The following is a 23,330-nucleotide window of genomic DNA, read 5'->3' as shown; positions in this document are numbered from 1 at the left end:
CTCATGGCGCGCGACCGTAGGCCACAGTCGTTGGGGGAGCAAACATCCCTGGGCACCCCCACCTCCCCTGGGACCCCAGCTCCTTGGCCTGGCAATCAATGGCCTGGCAATCAATGGACTCCCAATCAATCACTGGCATCCATGGATGCTGATTTCCGCGAGAAGCCGCGGTGCGCGGAATCCATTTTTGTGCTAGAGAAAACGATTGACCGGGTTGGCAAGGGTACCGCGGCCCCCACATCAAGCGCATGGCGCCGCGCGCGGAGGACTTCATCGTCCTGCAGCCGGGCGAGAGCGTGTCCGGCACCGCCGCCCTCTCCGGTCTGTATGATCTGCGCGAGACCGGCAACTACACCATCCGCTTCGCCGCGCAGTCGCTCAGCCACCACAACGTGGTGCTCACCCGCGCCGCCCAGCTCGACTCCAACGCCGTGAGCCTGTTCATCGAGGGCCGCCCCAACGCCGAGCCCGGGCTCCAGGCGCTCGGCACCGTGTCCGCCCTGGGCGTGACGGCGGCGAGCAACTGCTCGAGCACCCGCGCCTCGGCCATCTCCACCGCGTTCAGCTCCGCCACCACCTACGCGAACAACACCTCGAGCTACCTCAACAGCATCTCCTCGGGGACCTCGCGCTACACCACCTGGTTCGGTGCCTACTCCAGCACCAACCTGTCCACGGCGCGCAGCCACTTCACCAACATCAAGAACGCGTTCGCCTCCGCGGCCGTCGTGGTGGACTGCAGCTGCACGGACACGGGCACCTACGCGTACGTGTACCCGGCCTCTCCGTACAAGATCTACGTGTGCGGCGCCTTCTGGAACGCCCCCAACACGGGCACGGACTCCAAGGCGGGCACCCTGGTGCACGAGATGAGCCACTTCAACGTGGTGGCCGCCACGGATGACTGGGCCTACGGCCAGAGCGCCGCCAAGAGCCTGGCCTCCTCCAGCCCCACCAAGGCCTTGGACAACGCGGACAACCACGAGTACATCGCGGAGAACAACCCCGCCCTGCCGTAGCCCGCCAGGCGGCGCGCGTCATCACGAAGGTCGGCGAGTCAACCCCACGGTCTGCCGTGGGGGTGATGGATGCCCGCCCCCGAATGGCGCTACTGAGGCTCTTCCTCCATCCACCTCTCCGGGGGGGAAGAGCCCATGCACGTCTCCCATCAGGCCGTCCGGACCGTCGCCTCCAGGAGCCTGGCGCTGCTCACCTGTCTGGTGGGAGGCATGGCCCTGGCCCAGGGGACGTCGGTGCTGTTCGGCACCATCCTCGACGCCTCGACGCGGCAGCCCGTCCCGGACGTGGTGGTGACGGCCCGCTCTCCCAGTCTCCAGGGGGAGCAGGTGGCCGTCACCGATGCCTCCGGCCAGTACCGCCTCCCGCAGCTGCCCTCCGGCCGGTACACGCTGAGCTTCGACAAGGACACGTACCGGCCCTTCTCGCGCGGCGATGTCACCCTCCGGCTGGGCTACTCGGTGCGCGTGAACGTGGAGCTGCTCCCCGACTCGGCCTTGAGCGAGGAGATCCTCGTGGTGGGGCGCGCGCCCACCATCGACGTGGGCTCCACCTCCACCGGGCTGAACGTCAACACGGAGCTGCTGCGCAACATCGTCGTCGTGGCGCCAGGCGGAAAGAACGCGGCGGCGCGCTCCTTCGAGTCCGTGGCGGAGCTGGCGCCCGGTGCGAACGCGGACCCCTACGGGACCTCCCTCAGTGGCGCCACCTCCCCGGAGAACCAGTACCTCATCGATGGCATCTCGGTGAACGATCCCAGCACCGGCGTCAACGGCACACCGCTGAGCATCGAGTTCGTCCAGGAGGTGAACGTCCTCTCCGGTGGCTACCTGCCCGAGTTCGGCCGCGCCACGGGAGGCGTGGTCGACGTGGTGACGAAGTCCGGCTCCAACGCGTTCCACGGCTCCGTGTTCGGCAACTACACGCCGGGGACGTTCGCCACGGGGGGCAGGGAGATCCGCCAGGAGGTGGGCGCGATCTCCGGCCGGGAGTCCCTGTGGAACCTGGGAGACCTTGGCATCGAGCTGGGCGGTCCCCTCCTCCGGGACAAGCTCTGGTTCTACGTGGGCGTGGCGCCCTCGTTCACCCGGTACCAGCTCGAGCGCAACCTCAACGTGCGGGTGCTCGACGAGAACGGGGAGACGCTGCAAGACGAGGAGGGCTTCACGCGGACGCGGCGCATCGAGGGGACGCAGCGGAACTTCTTCGCGGACCAGCGAGCCCTCCAATACATCGGGAAGCTGACGTTCCTGGCGAGCCAGAACCACACCGTGACGCTCTCGGTGTTGGGCACCCCCGGCTCCTCGGGCGGCCCGGGGCGCTTCTCCTTCCTCGCGGACAACGGTGCCCCGGAAGTCACCGTCATCCAGGGGGCGCCCGAGGCCCTGAGCACCCAGCGCTTCAGGAACGGTCTGGACGTGGGACTCAAGACGTCCTCCTCGTTCTTCAACAAGCACCTGCTCCTGGACGTCACGCTGGGCTGGCACCACCAGGAGAGCGCCATCCGTGCCTCGGATGGCTCGCGGGCGGGCAGCAGGCAGGGGCTGTCGGAGCTCCCCCAGGTCAGCTGGGAACGGCGCAGCCCCTACGAGCACGCCCTCCAGGATTTCGAGCCGCTGCCAGACCCATCCGTCTGTGGCACCACCCCGGAGGAGGCAGCGCAGCTCTGCCCGGTCTTCGGCTACGTCACCGGCGGCCCGGGCGCCCTGGAGGAGCGGACGCTGGACCGCTACCAGGGACGGCTCGTCGGAACTTTGCTGGGGCGGGCCGCGGGTCAGCATGTGCTCAAGGCGGGCCTGGATGCCGAATGGACGCGCTACGACCACCTCCGGGCGGTGAGCGGCGGAAGTCTGATGTTCGAGTCGGAGGAAGGCGCCTACTTCGAGGACGACACCCAGTACGGCTACCTGCTCGGCCCCGATCAGGCGCGCCTCCTCCGCTCCTATCGAGCCCTCTCCAGGTCCAACACCCTGGGTGCCTTCGTGCAGGACAGTTGGAGCGTGCTCGACCTGGCCACCTTCAACCTGGGCGTGCGCTATGACACCCAGTGGCTGCGGGGAAGCAACGAGCTGGCGCTGGTGCTCGCCCACCAGTGGTCACCCCGGCTGGGCCTCATCGTCGACCCCACCCGCTCCGGCCGCTCCCGGCTGTACGCCAGCTACGCGCGCTATTTCGAGACGCTCCCGCTGAACCTCATCGACAACGCCTTCCCGGGCGCGCCCCAGGTGCTCTCACGCAAGAGCGCGGAGGTCTGCCGTCCCCTGGAGCCAGCGGCCAGGGAGGCGTGTTCCTCGGACCTCGCGCGGCTGCCCTACCAGGTGGACATGTCGCCCCTGGACCCCAGCCGGCTGTGGCGGGTGGAGGGGGCGAACAGCCCCCTCGTGGACCCGGACATCCAGCCTCAATCCACCACGGAGTGGGTCGCCGGTGCGGATTACGAGCTCTTCCCCTCCTTCCGCATCGGCCTCTCCTATACGCACCGCTCCCTCGACAAGGTCGTGGAGAGCATGAGCCGGGACGAGGCGGGGACGTTCCTCATCGGCAATCCGGGATATGGCCTGGGGCAGGACTTCGAGAAGGCCACGCGGACGTACGACGCGGCAACCCTCCTCCTCCAGCGCACCTTCGCCGAGCAGTGGCTGTTCCAGGCGAGCTACACGCTCTCCTTCCTGCGCGGCAACTACGAGGGCCTGTTCCTCAGCGAAACCGGTGAGCTGAACCCCAACAACAACACCGACTTCGATTCTCCCTCGCTGTCCATCAACCGCCAGGGCCCGCTGCCGGCGGACCGCACGCACCAGTTCCAGGTGTTCGCCGCCCGGGAGTTCGTGTTCGGACCGGACCTGGGCATCCAGCTCGGCCTCTCCTATTTCGGCGGCTCGGGAACGCCCTACAGCCATCTCGGCTCGCACGAGGTGTTCGGCGGAGGCCAGGTCTTCATCCTCCCCCGCGGCTCCGCCGGACGCCTGCCCTGGCTCCACCGGATCGACAGCCGTCTGGCCATTTCCTACAGGTTGACGAGAACCCTGACGGCCTCGGCGGGCGTGGATGTGTTCAACCTCTTCAACTTCCAGGCGGTCACCGCCTATGACGAGCAGTACACGCTCCAGGACGTCCGCCCCCTCCCGAACGGGACGCGGGAGGATCTGCCGGAGCTGAGGCGCACGAATGGCGATCCGCTCGAGCCAGGAGAGCTCAACCCGAACTTCGGCAAGCCCGTCAGCTACCAGTTGCCTCGTTCCTTCCGGTTCAGCGCCCGGCTGTCCTTCTGATGTGGCCAGCGGTTGTCAGGAGATTCCCATGACCCGGCATTTCCCGAGCAAGCGCCTCCTGCTTCTGACGGCGGCCTCCGCCCTCGCCGCATCCTGTGACACGCGGCAGCCCTCCCTCGGCTGCCAGGTCCAGGGAGTCGACTGGGTGGCCACCTACAAACCCGTGGGCACCAGTACCTGCCCCGAGCTCCCGGGCGAGAGCCTCGGACTCCAGGCCTATACCCGGTCCACGGGAGAACGGCTCCTGGCCCTCAAACCGCAGACGCTCAATGACATGGATGCAACGGATGAGCTGGATCCCGAGCACCCGCCCTACTCGCTCGGCGTGCTGCCGGCGGAGGCGGATGCGGAGGGCTTCTGCACCATCCCCTCCCTCTCGGTCGCGGAGAAGCATGTCCCGGAGGATCCGGAGCAGGGGCTTCCCGCGGATGCCCTCTATCGTTGGAGCAACGTCCGGATCGTGACGCGGCCCGAGGTGCCGGGGACGCAATTGATCGCGGACCTGGAGTACACGGCGGATGGCTGCACCGCCCGGTACGAGGCCTGGGCCATGTGGCCCGGGGACCTCGACTGCGCGGACGCGGACGCCCCCGACACACCAGACGAAAGCCTTTGCCAACAATCCGAGAGGATTCCCCCCCGTTTCGCCGTCACCTGCGACCCCGTCCTGCTTCGCTGCGTCCCGGCACGGCGTCCGCCTTCTACCCACCCGTAGCATCCCCCTGCACTGACTGGGAAACCCGCTTCCCCAGAATCCACCCCGGGGAGCATGGAGTGTGTCGTCGCCACTCCTCTCCGTGCCATGGCACGTGCGCTGCTGACGAAGCCTCATCCATTCCAACCTTGGGAGGAAGCGATGAGGCAGCAAGTCATTCAGTGGATGCTCGCGGCATGCGTGCTGGCGGGCTGTGGCGGTGCGGTGGAAGATCTGGCGGGAAGCGAGGAGACACTCGCACCGGCCGAAAGGGAGGACCCGGCGCCCGTTCGATACGGGCCCCAGGTCATCGCGCCCACCCACCAGGATCTCTCGGAGCCGTTGCGAGACCTCCCCGTGCCGCCCGCGAAGCCGCACGTGAACAGACCGCGCCTGCGCCGCCCTTTCCGCCAGTCGTGGCATCCCCCTCCCCCCTTCGAGGATCCCATCATCCAGCGCCACCCCGGCGCCTGGAAGATCCCCGAGCTCCTGCTGGAGGTGGAGGGCATGGGCCAGGGCTTCGCCGGGCCCGATGGCCCCTTCACGGTGGAGCGCTTTCCAGCGGATCCCGCCGGGGATGTGGGACCCGAGCACTACATGCAGATCGTCAACTCCAGCATCTCCGTGTTCGACAAAGGCGGGCGCGTCGTGTTCGGGCCCGTGCCCACCCGGATGCTGTGGTACGGCTTCGGGGGTCCCTGCGCCGACCCCCTCCGTGATGACGACAGCCGGGATGGAGATGGCGTGATCCGGTACGATCACCTGGCCGACCGCTGGGTCGTCACCCAGTTCATCCTCGAGCCCAATATCAACCGCTACCACGAATGCGTGGCGGTGTCGGAGACGGGAGATCCCACCGGCCGCTACCACCGGTATGCCTTCAGGTTCGAGGCCCCCAATGACTACCCGAAGCTGGGGCTCTGGCCGGACGCCTATTACATGACGTTCAACATGGAGGTACGGGCAGACCTCACCATCGCGCGGGTCTGCGCCCTGGACCGGGCCCGCATGCTGGTGGGTGATGCGGCCGCCACGCTGCAATGCTTCGACACGGATTCCTTCGGGCTGCTTCCAGCCGACCTGGATGGACCGAGGCCGCCGCCCGCGGGCTCCCCCCACTTCACCTTCGGGCTGGGCGAGGACTCCACCCTGGAGATGTGGAAGTTCCACGTGGACTGGGACGAGCCGGCCCGCAGCAGCTTCACCGGTCCCCACCCCATCTCGGTGGTGCCCTTCACGCCCCTGCTCTGCGAGGAAGGCGGCGAGCAGACGACCCGCTGCGTGCCCCAGCGAGGCGACGGGGCGCCCGCGTTGGACTCCCTGGGGGACGTGTTGATGAACCGCGCGCCCTACCGCAACTTCGGCGGCCACCAGTCCGTGCTCCTCACCCACTCCGTCTGGGCGGACGAGGATCGCGGCGGCATGCGCTGGTACGAGCTCCGCCACCCGGAGTCTCCCATCGTGTACCAGCAGGGAACCTACGCACCGGATTCGCACTACCGCTGGATGGGCAGCATCGCCTCGGACGGGATGGGCAACATCGCCCTGGGGTACTCCATCTCCAGCAGCAAGCTCTACCCCTCCATCCGCTACACCGTCCGGCGGGCCTCGGATCCCCTGGGGAAGATGGGCGGCGAGAAGACCCTGGCACGGGGCCACGCCTCCTTCGTGCTGAACAACTGGGGAGACTACAGCTCCATGAACGTCGATCCGGTGGATGGCTGCACCTTCTGGTACACGAACATGTACCTGAACGCACCGGAGGCCGTACCGGAGTCAGCCAGAAGAGAGGAAGAGGAGGACATGTTCAACCTCGACTGGAGCACGCGCATCGGTTCGTTCCGGATGCCGGGGTGTGATCTGCTGGCGCCCACGGTGACCCTCCTCTCGCCGGGCAACGGCGCCACGGTGAGGGGCGAGGTGGAGGTGCTCGCCCTGGTGAAGGACGACGTGGGCGTCATCCGGGTGGTGCTCTCCGTGGACGGGCGGCCGGTGGACACCGACAAGTACGCGCCGTACCGCTTCGAGTGGGACAGCACGAAAGTGCCCGACGGCCGCCATGAGCTGCTCCTCCAGGCCTACGACGCGGCCGGCAACGTGGGCCAGGCCTCGGTGACGGTCATCGTCGCCAATGAGGTGTGTGGCACCACCGCGCAGCTCCTGGCCAACCCGGGCTTCGAGGATGGCCCCACGGGCTGGCGGGCCACGGCCGGCGTCATCAGCCACATCACCAGCCCCACCCTGCCGGCCCATACGGGCGCCTGGCGGGCCTGGCTGGGCGGCTACGGCAAGCGCCACCGCGACACCCTCTCCCAGGAGCTCTCCATTCCCGAGGGAGCCTGCGGCGCCGAGCTGACCTTCTGGCTGCGCGTCCACACCACCGAGACGGCCTCCAGCGCGCGGGACACCCTGACGGTGCGGCTGCTCGACCCCCGCGGCCGCACGGTGGCCACCCTGGCCCGCTATAGCAACCTCGATGCGGGCCCGGACTACACGCAGCGGAGCTTCGACCTGAGCGCCTTCCGCGGGCGCACCCTCCGCATCGTGTTCGAGAGCGACGAGGATGCCTCGAGTGCCACCGGCTTCCTCATCGACGATGCCGGGGTGAACGTGCGGGTCCGCTCGACGCTCGTGAAGCTCGGAGAGAGCAGCGGGGCCTCCGCCCGGCCGTGAGGAACGCAGCTCCCGGGGAGCCGGCGCTGGAAGAGTCCCGCGCCGGCTCTCCGTCTTCCCTTTCAGGGATAGGGAGGGCACCTGACCGCCTGCGAGCTGTTGCTGGCACAGCCCGGCAGCTGGAAGGATCTGATATGGGTACGCCAGAACGACTGGATGCTCCGTCCCCTCGTGTATTGCGCCGTGTACCAGAAGGTGCAGCCGTCCGGGTCGACGTTCAGGGTGCTGGAGGTCGACCAGTTCGGGAATTCCTGGCGATCCCCTCCCAGTTTGAGCTCCTTCTCCACCCGGGCCATCGTCCCCCGCGTCGCCCTGGGTCCCGTCGCATCACAGCTCGTCGTGCGGCCGGTATAGAAGAGGGAGGGAGGACGATCCCTGCCGGTCACGGTGTAGGCCAGGGCGATGTTGCCTGCCTTGTCGAAGGCAATGCTGCCCAACCACCGGTAGCCATCATCCGGCGCATAGGTGCCGTATTGATAGGGTTGACTCGCGGGCCAGTCCTGGGGAGCCGCGGGCAACCGGATCTCGTACCAGCGCAGGGCACTGCCCCGGGTGGAGTCACCGGGCCTGTTGATGGCATGGGTGAGGAGCACGGCCTGATGGTCACCGAAGTTGCGGTAGGGCGCGCGGCCCGACAGCTTGTACTCCAGCGGATTGAGCCTCACGCTGGAAGACTCCCGATTCCTCGTGGCGTCCCACGGCTTCACCTCGAATTCCATCTGGAAGCGCTCCACCCGGAGCTCGTGGGGGCCGATGAGCGTGCTGGCGTGGCGCGGCTCCGGCGCGTTCCAGTCCACGAACACCTTCCAGACCCCCAGCCGGTTGAAGAAGTCATAGGTCCTGGACGTCATGGGGACCCGGGGCCGCGTCTGGCGCAGGGAGAAGACATGGAGCGGTGCGCCCACGGGTGGCGCCTCGGAGTCCCCGGGCGTCGCGCCCATGTCCAGATCGGCCGCCAGCAGATCCTGGTAGTGTTTGACATGGGCGTCCAGATTGAAACACAACATCCTGGCGGACCTGCCCTCCAGCATCTTCGCCTGCTCCATGGCGCAAATCCTCGCGCGGCGCGGGTGGATCTCGCCGTCGGCGCCAACCGAGGACATGGTGGTCGTCAGGTAATAGGCATCCCTCCACACACTGAGCTTCGGGAAGGCGTTGAACCCCTCGAACGTGGCGACATACCGGAAGTACGAGCCGGTGGGGTTGGACGTCTGCGACACCGCCACGCATTGGTAGTGCCTGTCCCGGTTCGCCCACGAGGCCTGGACGTCGGGCGCCAGGTCCGCCGTCGAGACGGTTTCGATGCGCGTGCGTGCCGCGGCGCGCACCGTGCCACGGTAGGTGATGATCCACCGCTTGTTCAGGGAGTCATAGCGAACCGTCCCGTCGGTCAGCGAAGGTCCTTCGCAAGGAGTTCCAGCCCACAACCGCTGGGCGGGCAGAGGCCCCGCGATGATGCCCCCGCGCCGTTTGTCGAACACGGCGATGGTGTCGTTGACGGCCTGAACGTAGTAGTCGGAATCGACATCACCGGAAGGAGCCGGTTGCTCATGGAGGGAACTGAAAGATGAAAAGTCCCTTCCCAGACCCGGGAAGCCGGGGCCTCGCAAATCGTCCAGGTCCAGTCTGTTGAGCTCACTCTTGGGCAACGTCGCGAGGGTGCCAGGCGTGCGGCGCGGCCTCGGGATGTTGAGGATGCGGATGGGCCTTCTGCCCGCGTTCGGCCCTCTGCGCACCTCACTCAGTGGAGTGGGCGAGAGGCCATGCCCGTCGAAGGGGATGGCGAAGGCATCGCGCTGCTCCACGGGGACGTGCATCGCGGTCACCGGATCATCCGGATCGTCCGGCATCCCCCCTTCCGCGACGTCCTCCACGTCCTCCACCCACTCCTCGCCCCCGCAGCCCGCCAGGACACAGGCCACGACCAGTCCACAACGAATGAGGGACTTCCGCATGCGCTTCTCCTCTCCGTGGTCCAACGAGCCACCACGGAGAGCAGCCGGTGTGCCATGACGCCATCACCCAGGCGGGGACAGCGGTCTCGCGCCCGGGGGCAGGGATGAGGAACCCGCGTTCCACCTTCCATGATTTTCCGGGAATACATGAGGAGGTACAACAACCTGGGAGTGCATTCCCTGACAGAGCCACACGCCGGGAATGTCACAAATGGGCCGGGCGCAGTCCCTTCCTGAGGGAAGGTGTGCCTACCTTGAAGCATGAGGGGCACCGGCCGAGCGCCTCCCGGGAAGAGCGAGCGCGATGAGGATGGAGGATGTTCGATGTATTCCTTTCCCATAACAGCCAGGACAAGGCGGCGGTCGAGCTCCTGGCGGAGCGGCTGAGGTCCGAGGCCGGGCTGCGTCCCTTCCTGGACACCTGGAACCTGGTGCCGGGCACGAGGTGGCAACCCTCTCTGGAAGACGCGCTGGAGAAGAGCCAGTCGGTGGCCGTCTTCTTCGGGCCCTCGGGCGTCGCGCCCTGGCACAACGAGGAGGTGCGGGTCGCGCTGGCCAACGCGGTGAGGACCCGGGATGAGTACCGCGTCATCCCCGTGCTCCTTCCCGGTGCGAGAGCCGAGGAGGTGACGGGCTTCCTGGCCCAGCGCACCTGGGTGGACTTCCGGGCGGGGCTGGAGGATGCCGCCGCATTCACCCGGCTGGTGGCGGGCATCAAGGGCCAGGCCCCCAAGCAGGACACCTTCCAGCTCCCCGACGAGCCCGCTCCCTACCGGGGCCTGCTGCCCTTCGGCAAGCGGCACGCCCGGTTCTTCTTCGGACGCGAGCAGGAGATAGAGACGGTGCTCGCCAAACTGAGACACTCGCCCTTCCTCGCGGTGGTGGGGGCCTCGGGGGTGGGCAAGTCCTCCCTGGTGCTCGGCGGTGTCCTCCCCCGCCTCGAGGCCTCTGGCCTGGGGGACGACACCCCGCTGCGCCTCCGGACGATGACTCCGGGAGGCCGTCCCCTCCGGGCCCTCGCGGACCAGATCGCGACACTGGGGCCGCCCGAGGCCCGCCTGGCCACCGCCGATGCGATCCACGAGCGCCTGGGCTCGGAGCGCGATGCCTTCAGGACCGCGGTGTGCACCCTGACGGCCGACCAACCCGGCACCTTCCTGCTCGTGGTGGATCAGCTCGAGGAGCTCTTCACCTATTCCGCGGACGGAAGCCTCTCGAAGTCCGCGACGGCCTTCCTCGAGAACCTGCGGGATGCCGTCGAGCACGGAGGCGGCGCCCTCCGCGTCATCATCACCCTGCGCGCGGACTTCTTCGAGCGCTGCCTGCGCATCCCCACGCTGCGGCTCCTGCTGCAGGATCGCGAGGTGTTGCTGGGGAGCATGGGGCCGGAGGCCCTGCGGGATGCCATCATCCGGCCCGCGCAGGCCGTGGGGGCCTTCCTGGAGAAGGGGCTGGTGAGCGCCATCCTGAAGGACGTGTCCCAGGAGCCCGGCTCGCTGCCCCTGCTCGAGCATGCGCTGTATGAGCTGTGGCGGGCGCGCAGCGGCGCCTGGTTGACCCTGTCCGCCTACGAGGCGAGTGGCGGTGTGGCGGGAGCGCTCCAGCGGCGCGCGCAGGCCTGCTACGAGGGGCTGAGCCCCCTGCAACGGGAGATCGCCCGGAGGCTCTTCCTGCGGCTGACGACGCTGGGCGAGGGCACTCCGGACACGCGGCGGCGCATCCTGTACAGCGAGCTGAGCTTCCCCGGGATGCCCGCCACCGAGGTGGAGCATGTGCTCCAGGCGCTCTCGGGCCCCGAGGCCCGGCTCATCGTCGTCCACGAGAACACCGTGGAGGTGGCGCACGAGATCCTCATCCAGACGTGGACCACCCTGCGCGGGTGGCTGGACGAGAACCGCCGGGAGCTGAGCATCCACCGCCGGCTGACGGAGGCGGCCAACGAGTGGACGGAGCACCAGCGGGACGCCAGCTACCTGTACACCGGCTCCCGCCTGCTGGAAGCCGAGGAGTGCTTCTCGGGACGGCCCGAGCCGTTGAACGAGCGCGAGCGGGAGTTCCTGGATGCGAGCGTGGAGCACCGCGACGAGGAGCGGCGCGCGGAGGAGCGCCGGCGTCAGGCGGAGCTCGAACACTCGCAGCAACTCGCCCGGGTGGCGGAGGCGGGCAGGCGGGCCGAGGCGGCACGGGCCCAGGTGGCCCGCAGGGCGACGCGGAGATTGCGCGTGCTGGCCCTGGTGCTCACCCTGGGCTCGGTGGGCATCTTCTCCTTCTGGAGGGAGGCGCGGCAGGAGCGGGATGAGTCCCTCTCGCGCGAGCTGACGGCCAATGCATTGCTGGAGCTCAAGGAGGAGCCGCAGCGCAGCCTGCTCCTCATCCAGCAGGCGTACCGCATCGCTCCGACGGAGCAGGTGGCGAGGGCCCTGTCCGCGTGGGAGCTCGAGCCGGCCCTGCTGGTGCTCCGGGACACCACCAACCTCGTCAGCCGCGCCGGGTTCCACCCCGATGGCACACGCATCATCCTGTCCAACAGCGAGGGGACGGTGCGCATCTGGGACGTGGCCTCCGGAAGGCCCCTGGTCACCTTGAGGAGACACACCCGCCCGGTGGGAAGCGCCCGGTTCGACCCCGACGGCTCCCGCGCCGTCACCGCCAGCCAGGATGGCACGGCACGCATCTGGGACGTGGCCTCGGGCAGACCCCTCGTCACCCTCGAGGGGCATACGGATGCGGTCTGGGATGCCCGGTTCAGCCCGGACGGCCAGCGCCTCATCACCGTGAGCCGTGACGGCACGGTGCGCACCTGGGATGCGGCCTCGGGCAGGCCGCTCCACATCCTCGCGAGGCGTCCCGAGGAGGTGGGGTTCGCCCTGTTCAGCCCCGACAGCACACGCGCCGTCACCGCCAGCAACGATGGCACCGTGCGCGTGCTCGACGTGGCCTCCGGCAGGCTCCTCACCACCCTGTCGGGACACCGCGCGGAGGTGTGGGAGGCCCGGTACAACCCGGCGGGCACGCGCATCGTCACCGCCAGCGCGGATGGCACCGCGCGCCTGTGGAACGCGGACTCCGGCAGGCTCCTCGCCACCCTCGTGGGGCACACCGGCGCGGTGCAGGGCGCCACCTTCAGCCCGGATGGCACGCGCATCGTCACCGCCAGCGAGGATGGCACCGCGCGCGTGTGGAGCGCGGACTCCGGCAGGCTCCTCACCACCCTCGTGGGGCACACCGGCCCCGTGGTGGAGGCGGGTTTCCGCCCGGATGGGGCGCGCATCGTCACCGCCAGCGAGGATGGCACCGCGCGCATCTGGGATGTGGCTTCCGGATTGCTGCTCACCACCCTCTCGGGGCACACCGACGCGTTGCAGGGCGCCACCTTCAGTCCGGATGGCACGCGCGTCGCGACCTCCAGTCTCGATGGCACGGCGCGCCTCTGGAATGCCTCGGGGAAGGTCTCCACCACCCTGCCCGGCACCGCGGCGGACTTCAATGCCGAGGGGACGCTCGCCGTCACCACCGGAGATGATGGAACGGCCCGCCTCTGGGATACGGACTCGGGCAGGCTCCTCCTGTCCCTCTCGGGGCATACCGGCGCCGTGCTGGGCGCGACCTTCAGCCCCAATGGCTCGCGTATCGCCACCACCAGCGATGATGGGACGGCTCGCCTCTGGGACGTGGCCACCGGCAGGCTCCTCGCCACCTTCTCGGGCCACACCGGAGAGGTGTGGTCCGCCAACTTCAGCCCCGACGGCGCCCGCGTCGCCACGGCCAGCACGGACGGGACGGCACGCCTGTGGGACGCGGCCTCAGGCAGGCTCCTCGTCACCCTCTCGGGCCACTCCGGAGAGGTGTGGATCGCCCAGTTCAGCCCCGACGGCGCCCGCGTCGCCACGGCCAGCACGGACGGGACGGCACGCCTGTGGGACGCGGCCTCGGGCAGGCCCCTCGTCACCCTCTCGGGCCACACCAGCCTGGTGTCGGATGCGAGCTTCAGCCCCGACGGCGCCCGCGTCGCCACGGCCAGCATGGACGGAACGGCACGCCTGTGGGACGCGGCCTCGGGCAGGCTCCTCGTCACCCTCTCGGGCCACACCACCGGCCCGGTGGAGGAGGCCCGGTTCAGCGCCGACGGCATGCGCGTCATCACCACCCACCAGGAGGACACCCCCTGTCTCTGGGACGCGGCGTCCGGTCAGCTCCTCGCCAGGCCCTTCGGGGAGGCCAGCCTGCTCCGGGGAGCCATCCTCAGCCCCGATGGCTCGCGGCTCTTCACCCGCAATGGCAACGGCACCATCCGCATCTGGACGCACCGGCTGTGGGAGCCCCTCGAGACGCAGCTCTCGAGCTGGAGCGCCGGGCGGGACCTGACGTGCGAGGAGCACGTGCTCTACCTGCACGAGAAGCGCGACTGCCCCCCCGCGGAAGCGCGAGCCAGTGGCTCCACCCGGTGACCCGGGCGCTCACCTCCTCGAGGAGCAGGCGCTGGCCACGAGGCTCACGACATGACGCGCGGGCCTCCATCTTGTGACGGGTCCCTCTCGAGTGAAAGGCATGTTCGATTCTGTCCAGGGCCGTGGGCAGAGCCCCAGGTCTCGCATCGTCCTGAGCGTCCTGCTCTCGCTCGTCCTGCATGCCGGCGTGTTGCTCCTCGTGTTCAGGTCCCTCACGCGGCCGCCCCCACCCCAGCAGGAGGTGCTGCGGGTGTCGCTCCTCCCAACCTCGGGGCCGCCCATGGCCGCCCCTCCTCCTCCGCCTGCCACCGTGGCGCACGGGACGACGCCCCCCCATCAGCCGGGAGGGAAGAAACCAGACGCCATCGTCCGGCCCAGGAGCCGCCCCCAGGAGCCACGGCTCCCCGAGGGAGAGCCCAAGCCGGACGCCGGGAAGGAAGAGAGCCCCGGGGAGATGGCGCACGGAGGAGCGGGTGAGGCGGGCAACGAGGCGATGGGCGGCGTGGTCGGAGGCGTGGTCGGAGGCATGGTGGGGGGCGCGGTGGGCGGTGTGCCCGGTGGCCAGGTGGGCGGTGTACCCGGTGGTCAGGTGGGCGGTACGGGAACGGGCGTGCTGCCATTCAGCACGGGAATGACCCGCCCGAGGAAGCTCTCGGGTCCGAAGCCCGAGTACACCCGCGAGGCGCTCGCGGCCCGCGTCGAGGGGGTGATGATCGTCAGGTGTGTCATCACGCTCGAGGGCAGGGTCGAGCAGTGCCGCGTCCTCAGGTCCCTGCCGTACATGGAGCAGGCCGTGCTGGATGCCCTCTACGCCCAGCGCTACCAGCCGGTGACGTCCCAGGGCCACCCCATCGCGGTGGACTACACCTTCAACATCCGCCTGAGCCTGCCCCGCTAGAGGGCGGGTGTTACATTCGGTGCCGATGAGCCTCGCCCCTCCATCTGCCGCCCCCGCACTGTCTGAACTGAGAACCTCCCCCGAGGACTCGGACCAGAAGCTCGCCGCCCTGCTGCGCTGGCTCGAGGACGGCGGCGCCCGCTTTCCCAAGCTGCACATCGTCCGGCAGGAGAACGGCGAGCGCTCCGTGCTCGCCCGGGCCGACATCTCCAAGGGAGAGGCCGTCCTCCAGGTGCCTCGCAGCCACCTCCTCACCCTCGAGGCCGCCAAGAGCTCCGACATCGGGCGCCTCATCCAATCCCACGTCAATCCGGACAACGAGGAGCTCTACCTGGCCTCCGCGCTCCTCCAGGAGAAGCACCGGCCCGGCTCCTTCTGGAAGCCCTACGTGGACACCCTGCCCGAGGCCTTCCCCCACGTCCCCCTCTTCTACAGTGAGTCCGAGCGCGCCCTGCTCGAGGGCTCCTTCCTGCTCACGCTGCTGGAGTTCCAGCACTACACGCTCCGGCAGGACCATGCCCTGCTGTGCCAGAAGGTCCCCGGCTACGAGCGCTTCTCCTTCGAGGAGTTCGTCTGGGCCCGGCTCTCCGTCTCCTCCCGTAACTTCGGCCTCAAGGTGGGCGGCCTCCAGGGGCGAGCCCTCGTCCCGCTGGCGGACATGCTCAACCACCGCCGGCCTCCCGACGTTCTGTGGGACACCTCGGCCGATGGCCAGTTCTTCGTGATGACCGCCCAGAACGCCGTGGCCACCGGCCTCGAGATCCACGACAGCTACGGCGCCAAGAGCAATGATCTGCTCCTGCTCCACTTCGGCTTCGTGGCCGAGAACAACGAGCAGGACGAGGTCTTCCTCTCCCTGGGTCTCCCCGAGGGCGCCGCGCTGGCCTCCGGCAAGCAGAAGCTGCTCGGGCTCTCGTCCCCCACCGCGCGCCAGCCCTTCAAGGTGCCGCTCCAGTACGAGCACGCGTCCACCCAGCGGATGTTCTCCTTCCTGCGCGTGGCCTGCGCGGCGCCCCTCGAGCTGCCCAGACTCGCCCCCCGGCTGTTGACGGGCCTGGGCTCCCTCAAGCCGCTGGGCGTGGCCAACGAGGAGCGCGTCCTGCGCGCCCTGGCCGCCGCCTGCGAGGCCCGGCTCGCCGCCTTCGACACCTCCTTCGAGGAGGACGAGCGGCTGCTCCGCGAGGAGACGCTCGCCCACAACGCCCGCAGCTGCATCCTCCTGCGGCGCGAGGAGAAGCGGATGCTGCGCGCCTGGCTCGAGCTGACCCGCGCCAGCCTGGAACTGCTGCGCATGCCTCGCGCGGAGCTGGAACGGCTCGCCGGGCTCCCCCAGTCACCCTGGGGCTGGTTCGATCGCTACGTCCGCGAGGCCGTGCTGGAGCTCGTCCGCCGCGCGTAGACGTCATCGCGCGGCCGCGCCTCCCACGAACACCGAGGGCAGCATGGCGCTCACCCCCAGCTCGGCGGAGAGCGCCTCCAGGGCCCCCGGGGACAGCCGTGGATCCTGCCGCAGCTGACCGAGCACCCGGGCCGACTCCACCACCCCGGGGCTGGCGCTCCGCACCTGGGCGACGAAGGCCGCGGCACACAACAGAGCCCTCGCGACGCGCCCCGCGGGAGGCGAGGAGTCGTGCCCCGCGAGCAGCACGGCGGACAGCACGTCCCCCAGCTCCGGGAACCCCTCCACCAGGCGGAGCACCCGCTCCCGCGAGGGCAGGACGAAGCGCCGGGGCTCCTCCAACCGCGCCGCGAGCACGAGCGTCCGGGCCGCCATGACGGCCAGCGCCTCCTCGCCGCAGCCTCCGCCCAGCCACGTCACACAGCGGCGGGTGAGCCGGACCAGCAGGGGCGCCATCTCCGCGCCCCCTCCCACCAGCTTCAACGCCTCGTCGAGCAGCCGTGCCTGCAGCTCCTGCGGCGTCACCGGGCGCTGTGTCCGGGGCGTCTCCCGCATCTCGTCCGGTGCCTCGTCCGGCGGCTCTTCCGAAGTCTCCTCGAGCGCCGCATCCGGAGGCGGAGGCGGGCCCACGGGGTACAGGGGCAGGGCCTCCAATCGCGGCGGCATGCGATCGGCCAGGGAGAGCTCCTCGCCCTGCCCGTCTCCCCCCACCTCGAGAAACGAGCGGTGCGCGGGGAACAGGCGCCCGAAGAGGCTGGCGATGTCCAGATGATCCACGCCGAGCTGGCGCTCCTCGAGGAAGGCCCGCAGGGTGTCCGCGAAGGCACGCGCCGAGCCGAAGCGGGCCTCGGGATCCGCGGCGAGGGCCTGGAGCAGCACGGTCCAGAGCGAGGGCGGGCACCCGGGCAGCGGCTCCAGGGCGCGCTCGTCGAAGGCACCGATGTGACGGAGGGCCTGGGGCGGCGGGCCCGCGAAGAGCGGCCGTCCCGCGAGCAGCTCGTAGAGGATCAACCCGAGCCGGAAGACATCCCCGCGCGCATCCGCGGGGCGGCCCCGGGCCTGCTCGGGCGTGAGGTAGGGCGGATTGCTCCGGGAGGCCCCCCCGGTGTCCACCAGCTTCACCTCGCCCCCCCGGGAGATCCACACGTGGCTGGGATGCAGGCCCCGGTGGCGGGCGCGCGCCTGGTGGAGGCTGTCGAGCCCCTCGGCCACCTGCAGCACGATGAAGCACATCTCGCGCAGGCCTATCACCATCCCCCGCGCCCGCGCCGCGAGCACCGCGCCCAGCTGCTCCCCGTCCACGAGCTCCAGCACCCGGCAGGGCAGCTCCCCGCTCAGGCCCGCGTCGAGCACCCGCACGACATTCGCATGCCCGGGCCCGGTGGCCCGCGCCGGGCCCAGGAAGAGCTCCACGAAGGAGGCATCCCGGGCGAAGCCGGGCAACAGCCGCTCCAGGATGACGGGCGAGACGGCCGGTGACTCCAGAGTCCCGGGCCCCGGGCTCCGGGCGAGGAAGGCCTCGGCCACGGGGTTCACCGCCAGTCTCCGGATGATGCGATAGGTACCCACGAGCGCCCCCGGCGTCCCGCCACCACCCGCGTGCCTGGCCCGGCTCCCCTTCGGAACCGGCCAGCCCGGGCCTCGCCTGGAAGCTAGGAAGCCCCCCCGCTCCGGCACCCCTCCTCACGGTACGGGTTGCCAGCCATGCAGCGAACGCTGGCTCGCCCTCCGAGCCTTCGAGCCGGGCAAAATTCCAAGAAAGTCGGGAACTTGAGGGGCTTCCGAGCACGTGGTACGACCTCGGAAGGCGTGCGACTTTTCGCCTTGATTCCCCTCACGGAGCCGGTTTCCCCATGAGCGAGCGCAACGATCTGCCGAGGATGCCCTCCTCGACGTCTCCCGGTGTGTCCTCCCCCGGTGTCCCCGTGGGCACCGTCAGCCTGGGAGGCTCCCCGACCCGTCCGGTCGCCACCGAGGCCCTCGCCTCCAACCTGGCCACGCTCCCCGCGGCCTCCACCAGCCCCGAGCAGGACGCCCGCGAGCGCATCGCCACCCTGGAGCGCGAGGCGCGGGCGCTCGGCAACGAGCCCCAGGCCGCCCTGCTCTTCCATGAGATCGGCCGCCTCTACGAGGATCCCCTCAAGAACCCGCGCAACGCCGCCATGGCCTACAACCAGGCCTACCGGCTCGCGCCCCGGTTCCTCGCCAACCTCCGCGCCGCGCGCCGGCTCTTCGCCGACGTGGGCAACTGGCAGATGGCCGTCCAGCTGCTCGAGGCCGAGCTGAACGCCACCGAGACTCCCGGTGATCGCGCCACGCTCCTCTTCGAGAAGGGCACCCTGCTCGAGGAGCGCCTGTCGCGCGAGGCCGACGCCACCGACGCCTTCCACCAGTGTCTGGAGCTGCGGCCCCAGGATCCCTCGCTGCTCACCCAGCTCGAGGCCATCTATGCCGCGCGCAATGATCATGCCTCGCTCGTGGAGGTGTACCGGCTGCTGGCCGCCGCGCTGGAGACGCCCTCGCTGCGCGCCCACTACCTCACCGCCGCGGGCCTGGTGCTCGAGGAGCGCCTGAAGCGTCCCAGCGAGGCCGCCGCCTGCTTCCGCGAGGCCTTCACCCTGGACCGCACGGACCTGCTCCTGCTCAACGCCCTCAAGCGCGTGGCCCTGCGCGAGGGCCGTGCCGAGGAGCTGCTCGAGGTGCTCACCGCCGAGGCCGAGGTGCTCGGGCCCCAGGGCGCCCCCGCATGGCTGCAGCTGTGCAAGATGTACGAGCGGCTCGGGCGCAAGGAGGAGGCGCTGGCCGCGCTGCTCGACGCGCGCCGCGTGAGCCCCAACGAGTCCCTCATCCTCGCCGCGCTCGCCAACATCTACGAGACGCGCCAGCGCTTCGAGGAGCTCGCCGACGTGCTGCTCGCCTGGGTGGGCTGCATCAACGACGAGAGCGAGCTGGTGGCCATCAACCTGCGCCTGGCGGCCCTCTACGAGGAGGATCTCAAGCGCGAGGTGGAGGCCATCTCCCGCTACCAGGCCATCCTCTCGCGCATCCCCGGCCACGCCGCCGCGCTCGCCGGCCTGGGCAAGCTCTTCTACCGCATGCGGAACTGGGAGGGCCTCGTCTCCGTCTTCGACGCCGAGACCGCCGCCACCCCGGATCCCAAGGAGAAGGCCGCGCGCATGTTCAAGGCGGCGGAGATCCTCGAGGAGCGGCTGGGCCGGCAGGAGGAGGCCATCCAGCGCTACAACACCTGCCTCCAGCTCCAGCCGGGCTACCTCCCCGCCCAGAAGGCCCTCACCCGCCTCTACGAGCGCCAGAGCCGCTTCGCCGAGCTGGTGGCCATGTACGAGCAGGATCTGCTCCAGACGCAGGACAGGGATCAGCTCATCACCACGCTCAACAAGGTCGCCGTCATCTACGAGGACCGGCTGAGCGATCTGGACCACGCCATCGAGTGCATGCGGCGCATCCTCGACCTGGCGTCGGACCACCTGCCCACCATCCGCAACCTGTCGCGGCTGCTGGAGCGCGCCGGGCGCTTCCAGGAGCTCATCACCAACCAGGAGCTGGAGGCCTCGCTGGTGGGAGACACCAAGCAGGTGCTCTCGCTCTACCACCGCAACGCGGAGATTCTGGACGAGCACCTGAAGGATCGCGCGGGCGCCATCGCCGCGTACGAGCGGGTGCTGACGCTCACGCCCTCGTACCTGCCGGCGCTCAAGGCGCTGGGCCGGCTGTACGCGCAGGAGGGCAAGTGGGATCTGCTCATCCGCATGTACCGGGCCGAGGCGGAGTTCGCCCCCACGGCCGAGACCGCCGCGTCGCTCATCTACAAGATCGGCGAGCTGTGCGAGCACCGGCTGAAGGACGAGCACCAGGCGGTGGCCTCCTACCAGGAGGTGCTGACGCTGGCGCCGAGCCACTTCCCGGCGCTGCGCGCGCTGGCGCGGCTCTACAAGGCGCAAGGCGCGTGGGAGAGCCTCATCGAGGTGCTGCGCGCCGAGGCCGCCAACCGGACGGATCCGATGGAGCGGGCCAACGCGCTCTACCACGCGGCCACCATCTGGGAGGATCAGCTCAAGCGGCCGGAGATGGCCATCGAGGTCTTCCAGGAGGTGCTGCGGATGGCGCCGGGCCACGCGGCCACGCTGCGCGCCCTGGAGCGGCTGTACCTGGCGGACGAGGACGTGAAGGAGCTGGTGGCGCTGCTGGACCGCGAGACGCAGATGGCCCAGACGCCGGGGGCCAAGGTGGCCGCGTACATGAAGCTGGCGCGGCTGTACCTGGACCATTTCCAGGAGCCCGCGCGCGCGGCCCAGTGCTGCGAGGCGGTGCTGGCGCTGGAGCCCGGCCACCTGTCGGCCCTCAAGACGCTGGAGCGCATCCGCGCGGGGGACCGGGCGCGCCGGGGCGAGCTGCGCCTGCGCCTGGCCGAGGTGGTGAAGGACGCGCGCCTGGGCACCGCCCTGCGGGTGAACGCCGCCACGGACCTGGACAAGGGCGCCGACGTGGAGGCCCTGCGCCGCGCCGTGGCGGAGAACCCGCGGGACGTGCGGCTCGCCTTCTACCTGGAGCGCGCCCTGCGCCAGACGGGCGACGCCGCCGGCCTGTCCGAGCTGTACATGCGCCGGCTCCAGGTGGTGGGTGACGAGCTGGAGCGCGTGGAGCTGATGCTGCGCTGCGCGGAGCTGGACGAGACGCGCCACAACAACCCCACCCGCGCCGAGCAGGCCTACCGCGCCGCGCTGCAGCTGCAGCCGCAGTGCCTGCCCGCGCTGCAGGGCCTGCGCCGCCTGCTGGCCCGCAGGGGTGACGCCGCCTCCGCCCGGCTGCTGCTGGAGAGCGAGGCCCGCGTCGTGAAGGATCCCCGCAGCGCCATCGAGGCCTTCGTCGCCGCGGCCCGGATCGCCGCGGGCCCGCTGCGGGACTCGGAGGGCGCCATCGCCCTGTACCGCCAGGCGCTGGAGAAGGATCCGCTGGACGCCCAGGCGACCGCGGGCCTGGAGGATCTGCTGGCCGCGCGCGGTGGCGCGGCGGACCTGGCCACGCTGCAGGAGCGTCGCGCCGAGGCCCGGCTGGCGCAGCAGGATCCCGCCTCGGCCGCGGCGGCCTTCTTCGGCGCGGCGAAGACGCACCTGTCCTCGCTGGGCAACCGCGCCCGCGCCCTGGAGCTGCTCGAGCGCGCCCTGTCCCTCCAGCCGGCCCTCCCGGAGGCCCTGGAGCTGCGCGGCCAGCTGCTGCTGGAGGAGCACCGGTACGCCGACGCCGCCGCGATGCTCGCCCAGCGCATCCCGCTCGGGGGCGAGCCGGCCCACGTGGCGAAGCTGCACCTGACGCTGGGCGCGCTGTACCAGGATCAGCTCTCCGAGCCGAGCCGCGCCGCCATCCACCTGCACGCCGCGCGCGAGGGCCTGCCGCGCAACACCGAGGTGCTGGAGCGCATGGCCGCCCTCTTCCAGCAGGTGCGCAACTGGCAGGGCGCCCTGGACTGCCTGCGCCGGCTGCTGGAGATGGACCTGCCCGTGGCCGAGCGCGCGCGCCACACCGTGACGCTGGCGCAGATCCACGAGCAGGGGCTGGGAGACGGCGCCTCCGCCTCCACGCTCTACCGCCAGGCGCTGGAGCTCACCCCGGGCGACGGCACGCTGGTGGACCGGCTGGTGGTGCTCTACGAGCGCGCCGGCAACCTGCTGGAGCTCTCGCAGATGCTCGAGGCCCAGGCCGCCCAGGCCCAGGCCACCGGGGACACGAAGCGCGCGGCCTCGCTGCGGCTCAAGGTGGCGGACCTGTACGCCGGCCCGCTGGAGGAGCCCACCCGCGCCATCACCTTGTACCGGCACATCGTCGACGCGGATCCGGCCAACGTCCCGGCCCGCTCGGCCCTGGCCACCCTGTACATGCGGGACGCGGCGGCCTCGCAGCTCGCCATCGAGGAGAACCGGCAGCTGCTGAAGCTGGAGCCCACCCGCGTGGAGAGCCTGCACGCGCTCTTCCGCCTGTGGGAGGGCACCCGGCAGACGGACAAGGCCTTCTGCGCCGCGGCCGTGCTGCACTTCCTGCGCTCGGCCAACGAGGCGGAGGCCACCTTCTACTCGGAGATGCGCAGCCGCCTGCCCACCGAGACGCAGGAGCGTCTGAGCGTGGCGGACGTGGACGCGGGGCTCATGCACCCCTCGGCCCGCGGGCCGCTGCTCGAGGTCATGCGCGCTGTGGGAGATCAGCTCAGCAAGCTGCACCCGGCCCAGTTCGAGCTGCTCGGGGTGGACCGCAAGACGGACAAGCTCAAGCCGGACCACGCCGTCTTCAAGGCGGTGCGCACCGTGGCGCAGGTGTTCGGCGTGGAGGAGTTCGAGGTGTACCAGGCCCGCCGCGGCCTCATCGGCCTGGAGACGACCGAGCCGCTGAGCATGTGCGTGGGCCAGGACGTGGTGCGCCGCTTCAACGCCCGCGAGCAGAAGTTCCTCTTCGGCCGCGCGGTGCTGGGCCTGCTCAACAAGACGGCGGTGCTCTCCAAGCTGTCGCGCGGCGAGACGCAGGACCTGTTCGGCAACTCCGTCCGCATCTTCGCCCCGCTGTTCACCGCGCTGGGCCGCAACAACGAGGAGCTGGTGCGGCAGTACCGCCGGGCCTACTCGCGCAAGGCGCTCAAGGCGCTGGAGCCGGCCGCCCTGGAGCTGGGCCCCCAGTCCCGGGTGGAGCTGGAGCCCGTGCTGGAGGGCATGGCGTTCTCCGCGGACCGCGCGGGCGTGCTGATGTGCGGCGACGTGTCGGTGGGCCTCACCATGGTGCTGCGCGAGGACCCCCACTTCGCCACCGCCCGCCTGGACAACGCCGAGCCCCTGCTGCAGGCCCTGCGCGAGCGCGCCGACCTGCAGCAGATCCTCACCTACGTGCTGTCCGACGACTTCCTGCGCCTGCGCCAGCGCGTCGCCCTGGCGCTGCCGTGAGCTGAAACCGACCCGAGATGAGGGGCACCC

General features: G+C 70.2%; 10 protein-coding genes. 8 read left to right on the top strand and 2 right to left on the bottom strand.

The genetic code is table 11. From position 1 onward, the window contains the following. Window positions 1–248 precede the first annotated feature (248 nt). From VFZ09_RS35840 to VFZ09_RS35825, 4 genes are all read left to right on the top strand, one after another. The gene (locus VFZ09_RS35840) at window positions 249–1,019 is read left to right on the top strand and encodes a M35 family metallo-endopeptidase (protein ID WP_329732256.1); all 771 of its coding nucleotides are present in this window, start codon (window positions 249–251) and stop codon (window positions 1,017–1,019) included. A 135-nt stretch (window positions 1,020–1,154) separates the two neighbouring features. Next, window positions 1,155–4,289, top strand: coding sequence for a TonB-dependent receptor (locus VFZ09_RS35835; RefSeq protein ID WP_329732255.1), 3,135 nt, complete (start codon window positions 1,155–1,157; stop codon window positions 4,287–4,289). A gap of 28 nt (window positions 4,290–4,317) precedes the next feature. Beyond that, window positions 4,318–5,004, top strand: coding sequence for a hypothetical protein (locus tag VFZ09_RS35830; protein ID WP_329732254.1), 687 nt, complete (start codon window positions 4,318–4,320; stop codon window positions 5,002–5,004). Between the two features lie 141 nt (window positions 5,005–5,145). Then, window positions 5,146–7,656 (top strand): Ig-like domain-containing protein, encoded by a 2,511-nt coding sequence (locus tag VFZ09_RS35825; RefSeq protein ID WP_329732253.1) that lies wholly within the window; start codon window positions 5,146–5,148, stop codon window positions 7,654–7,656. Window positions 7,657–7,718: 62 nt separating this feature from the next. Here the strand turns inward: VFZ09_RS35825 and VFZ09_RS35820 are convergent, their stop codons facing one another. Then, window positions 7,719–9,611, bottom strand: a complete 1,893-nt coding sequence (locus VFZ09_RS35820; protein ID WP_329732252.1) for a hypothetical protein — start codon at window positions 9,609–9,611, stop codon at window positions 7,719–7,721. Between the two features lie 317 nt (window positions 9,612–9,928). Between VFZ09_RS35820 and VFZ09_RS35815 the strand changes: the two genes are divergently transcribed. From VFZ09_RS35815 to VFZ09_RS35805, 3 genes are all read left to right on the top strand, one after another. Continuing rightward, the gene (locus VFZ09_RS35815) at window positions 9,929–14,059 is read left to right on the top strand and encodes a TIR domain-containing protein (protein WP_329732251.1); all 4,131 of its coding nucleotides are present in this window, start codon (window positions 9,929–9,931) and stop codon (window positions 14,057–14,059) included. A gap of 100 nt (window positions 14,060–14,159) precedes the next feature. Next, window positions 14,160–14,957 carry an energy transducer TonB gene (locus tag VFZ09_RS35810; protein WP_329732250.1) on the top strand — a complete coding sequence of 266 codons (798 nt, stop codon included), beginning with the start codon at window positions 14,160–14,162 and terminating at the stop codon, window positions 14,955–14,957. A 25-nt stretch (window positions 14,958–14,982) separates the two neighbouring features. Then, on the top strand, window positions 14,983–16,356 hold the full coding sequence (locus tag VFZ09_RS35805) for an SET domain-containing protein (RefSeq protein WP_329732249.1): 1,374 nt from the start codon (window positions 14,983–14,985) through the stop codon (window positions 16,354–16,356). A 3-nt stretch (window positions 16,357–16,359) separates the two neighbouring features. Here VFZ09_RS35805 and VFZ09_RS35800 read toward each other — a convergent pair whose 3' ends face one another. Continuing rightward, entirely contained in the window at window positions 16,360–17,925 is a 1,566-nt protein-coding gene (locus tag VFZ09_RS35800; RefSeq protein ID WP_329732248.1) for a serine/threonine-protein kinase, read from the bottom strand. Window positions 17,926–18,209: 284 nt separating this feature from the next. Here VFZ09_RS35800 and VFZ09_RS35795 point away from each other — a divergent pair, with 284 nt between their 5' ends. Continuing rightward, window positions 18,210–23,300, top strand: a complete 5,091-nt coding sequence (locus tag VFZ09_RS35795; RefSeq protein ID WP_329732247.1) for an Adventurous gliding motility protein K — start codon at window positions 18,210–18,212, stop codon at window positions 23,298–23,300. Window positions 23,301–23,330: the final 30 nt, after the last annotated feature.

It is taken from the genome of Archangium sp., from assembly GCF_036277355.1.
GTDB lineage: Bacteria > Myxococcota > Myxococcia > Myxococcales > Myxococcaceae > Archangium.
Note: the sequence above shows the minus strand (reverse complement) of the source record. Positions and strands in the feature narration are given on the sequence as shown.

Excerpts from the sequence above, each read along its gene's own strand:
- VFZ09_RS35805 (WP_329732249.1), top strand. The coding sequence starts at position 14,983 with ATGAGCCTCGCCCCTCCATCTGCCGCCCCCGCACTGTCTGAACTGAGA.
- VFZ09_RS35830 (WP_329732254.1), top strand. The coding sequence starts at position 4,318 with ATGACCCGGCATTTCCCGAGCAAGCGCCTCCTGCTTCTGACGGCGGCC.
- VFZ09_RS35840 (WP_329732256.1), top strand. The coding sequence starts at position 249 with ATGGCGCCGCGCGCGGAGGACTTCATCGTCCTGCAGCCGGGCGAGAGC.
- VFZ09_RS35815 (WP_329732251.1), top strand. The coding sequence starts at position 9,929 with ATGTTCGATGTATTCCTTTCCCATAACAGCCAGGACAAGGCGGCGGTC.
- VFZ09_RS35810 (WP_329732250.1), top strand. The coding sequence starts at position 14,160 with ATGTTCGATTCTGTCCAGGGCCGTGGGCAGAGCCCCAGGTCTCGCATC.
- VFZ09_RS35820 (WP_329732252.1), bottom strand. The coding sequence starts at position 9,611 with ATGCGGAAGTCCCTCATTCGTTGTGGACTGGTCGTGGCCTGTGTCCTG.
- VFZ09_RS35795 (WP_329732247.1), top strand. The coding sequence starts at position 18,210 with ATGAGCGAGCGCAACGATCTGCCGAGGATGCCCTCCTCGACGTCTCCC.
- VFZ09_RS35825 (WP_329732253.1), top strand. The coding sequence starts at position 5,146 with ATGAGGCAGCAAGTCATTCAGTGGATGCTCGCGGCATGCGTGCTGGCG.
- VFZ09_RS35835 (WP_329732255.1), top strand. The coding sequence starts at position 1,155 with ATGCACGTCTCCCATCAGGCCGTCCGGACCGTCGCCTCCAGGAGCCTG.